The 2,977-nt window shown below is 45.3% G+C and carries 2 protein-coding genes; both read left to right on the top strand.

Features of this window, described 5'->3' with window-relative positions; genetic code table 11:
* The first annotated feature begins 1,063 nt into the window (after positions 1–1,063).
* A complete protein-coding gene (gene xth / locus Q5691_RS27400) occupies positions 1,064–1,849 on the top strand; it encodes an exodeoxyribonuclease III (RefSeq protein WP_333312365.1) in 786 nt (261 codons plus the stop codon).
* A gap of 171 nt (positions 1,850–2,020) precedes the next feature.
* Positions 2,021–2,896, top strand: coding sequence for an SDR family oxidoreductase (locus Q5691_RS27395; RefSeq protein ID WP_333348380.1), 876 nt, complete (start codon positions 2,021–2,023; stop codon positions 2,894–2,896).
* The last annotated feature ends 81 nt before the right edge of the window (positions 2,897–2,977 follow it).

Here is a 2,977-nt window from a genome sequence, read left to right as displayed (position 1 = left end):
TCCCTTCTGGCGCTTTATTAATGTATCAACTCTCCCCAGAGTTGTCAAGCGTTTTGCGAAAATATTTTTGACTTTTTGTTGAACCTATACACACCAAGGGTTTCGGCATTTATGGCCTACTCCGGTATCCCTGGCTGACTCCTCTTTATAACTATGGGGTCTTTTTTTGGGCCAAAAGCCGTATTTTATGATGATGGCGCTTACTTGGACTAGAGAACCCATTTGACATCTTTGAGGCTGCGAGTCGAGAGTCCGTTGTCTGTCGAGCGTCATAAATATCTCAAATGGGTTCAAAAGAAGCGGTATTGACCGGATACTCCGGCGTTGCTGAAAGACTAATGGTTATCATGGTAAAAGAGGAATAAGTAGAGTGGACTGAGGTTAATCCCGATGAAGTGTCCTAATTGCTACTGAAGCGAGATATAACCCTCTTTTGTTACTCTGGGAAAATAAAAATAAGAGCCAAATTTTTAACTGTAGATAAGCTGTTGTGCATTTAAATGGGGTGTGAGGATTGGGTGAAAGGGAACAGGAAACGGGAAACAGGGAACAGACAATATGTAGTTTAAATGCTCGACAGCTTATAGCGAGCATTTGAGCGTTTATTTTCTAACAGAATAGCTGAAATCAGGATTTTTGGTAAAAGTCTTATGCTCTAAGTGTTCCTGATTATTTTTTCCCCGAAAGTGACAAAAGAGGGATATAGCAATCCGATCTGAGTCTCACAACACAATGCCCTCTAGTCTTCCTAGACTTGTTATATAGCAAGACTTTCAGATTTTACGGATCTAGAAAATCACTTAGGATTGCTATATATGGATTTCCGTTGGGAAAGGATGTTCGTGCAACAGTTGCTGTCATCTCTGGAATTGACGAGCAGTGGCGGGGGTGAAGAGTCATAATAAATTATTTAATACGCTGCGTGATTACACCATCATTCTGCTTATTCAGGATGGCGAATCTCTGAGGGTTTCACCCCTCAGAGATTCGCCAACAGTCTCTTTCAACCGCCGAGTCATCCGAATTTGGGTTCCCCCACATCACCGTTAGGATTACTGTATTAATGAAAATCGCCACCTGGAACGTCAACTCAATCCGCACCCGCCTAGAAAACGTTACTAGCTGGTTGCACACAAACTCCCCAGACGTTCTCTGCCTCCAAGAAACCAAAGTTACAGACAAAGACTTCCCCCTAGAACCCTTCACCAACCTTGGCTACAACTGCTACATTTCCGGTCAAAAATCCTACAACGGTGTCGCCATTTTTAGCCTATCGCCCCTAACGCAAATCAGCAGCGGATTTGCCCCCCTTCTCGGCGACGAAACCACAGGTATTTTTGACGAACAAAAACGCCTAATAGCCGGTGTTATAGACGATATTTGCATTATTTGCGTATACGTTCCCAACGGTTCCGAAGTTGGTAGCGAGAAATATGACTACAAGCTAAAGTGGCTCAAACTGCTGCAAGAATACCTCAAAATAGCACTAGATAAATCCCCCAACTTGTGCATTTGCGGCGACTTTAACATCGTCCCGGACGATCGAGATATCCACAATCCCAAAGCCAATGCTAACTCCGTCGGCTTGTCTGTCGCCGAGCGCCTCGCGCTAACAGAAATCATAGAATTAGGATTAAACGACCCCTTTCGGAAATTCACCACAGAAGGCGGTCATTATAGCTGGTGGGACTACCGCGCCGCCGCATTTCCACGCAACAACGGCTGGAGAATCGACCACCATTATCTCAGCCCTCCCCTCTACGAACAAGCCAAAAACTGTACAATAGATATTGCTCCTAGAAAATTAATCAAACCCAGCGACCACGCCCCCGTAATTGTCGAAATTTGATTTATAAGTTATAAGGTTAAGAGCAACTGAGATATTGCACCATTCTCAATAAGCCTTGGATGGGCGGGCAGGATGCCCACCCCACAAGAAAATTCAATCTTTGTGGAACAGGCATCTTGCCCACTATTGAGAAAAGTGCAATATGTAAGTAACAATCAACAACTAAAAATCATGTTCTTAGTAACCGGAGCAACAGGCGCACTAGGCCGCCGAATTGTACGAGAAATCAGACAGCAAGAAAAGCCTGTCCGCGCATTTGTTCGCCTCGCATCTCGCTACTCTGAACTAGAAAACCGAGGCGCCGAGATTTTTATCGGCGACTTGAAACAAGACAAAGATATTAAAAAAGCCTGCCAAGGCGTGCAGTACATCATCAGCAGTCACGGCACCGGCGGGGACGTTCAAGCAGTACATTACCGCGCTAACATAGAATTAATCGACTGCGCCAAGGAAGCCGGAGTGCAGCACTTTGTCTTTATTTCGGTACTGGGAGTCGATCGAGGATACGAAGATTCCGCAGTATTCAAAGCCAAGCGAGAAGTTGAAAAATACCTGCAAAACAGCGGCTTGAATTATACAATCTTGCGGCCTGCCGGTTTTGCTTCCAGCTTGTTACCGCTAGCAGAAAGATTTCGAGAAACCGGACTTTACCTGCTGATTGGCGACGGCAAAAACCGCACCTCTGTTGTCAGTACCGACGACTTAGCAAAGATTGCCACAGACTCGCCAACAGTCGAAGGCGCCCGCAACCAAATTCTGCGAGTCGGTGGTCCGGATGTGCTGACAAGAGACGACATTCCCCGCATTTTTGCACGCATATTCAATCGGGAACCGATCGTAATCAACCCGCCGCTGGTTGTGTTTGACGGTTTGAGAAATGCCTTGGGTTTATTGAATCGTCAAGCTCAAAAAGACTTAGGAACTTTGCGGGTATTGCTGGGTAACGAGTATTTCTGCACTCCCGAACAAGTGCAAAACTTGGAATCAATCTACGGCATGAGAATGGAATCCCTAGAAAGCTTTCTGCGGCGCAATTTGAGCGTTTAAAATGCTAGTACAGCTCGGCGTAAATACACAGACTATTAAACAGCCAAGACTTTACCCTTATATGTCCACTTAAAAGGTTTG

The sequence above is a fragment of the Microcoleus sp. w1-18aA5 genome (assembly GCF_036701705.1).
GTDB lineage: Bacteria > Cyanobacteriota > Cyanobacteriia > Cyanobacteriales > Microcoleaceae > Microcoleus.
Note: the sequence above shows the minus strand (reverse complement) of the source record. Positions and strands in the feature narration are given on the sequence as shown.

Bases quoted from the DNA above. Each gene is read 5' to 3' on its own strand.
- xth (WP_333312365.1), top strand. From the start codon at position 1,064: ATGAAAATCGCCACCTGGAACGTCAACTCAATCCGCACCCGCCTAGAA.
- Q5691_RS27395 (WP_333348380.1), top strand. From the start codon at position 2,021: ATGTTCTTAGTAACCGGAGCAACAGGCGCACTAGGCCGCCGAATTGTA.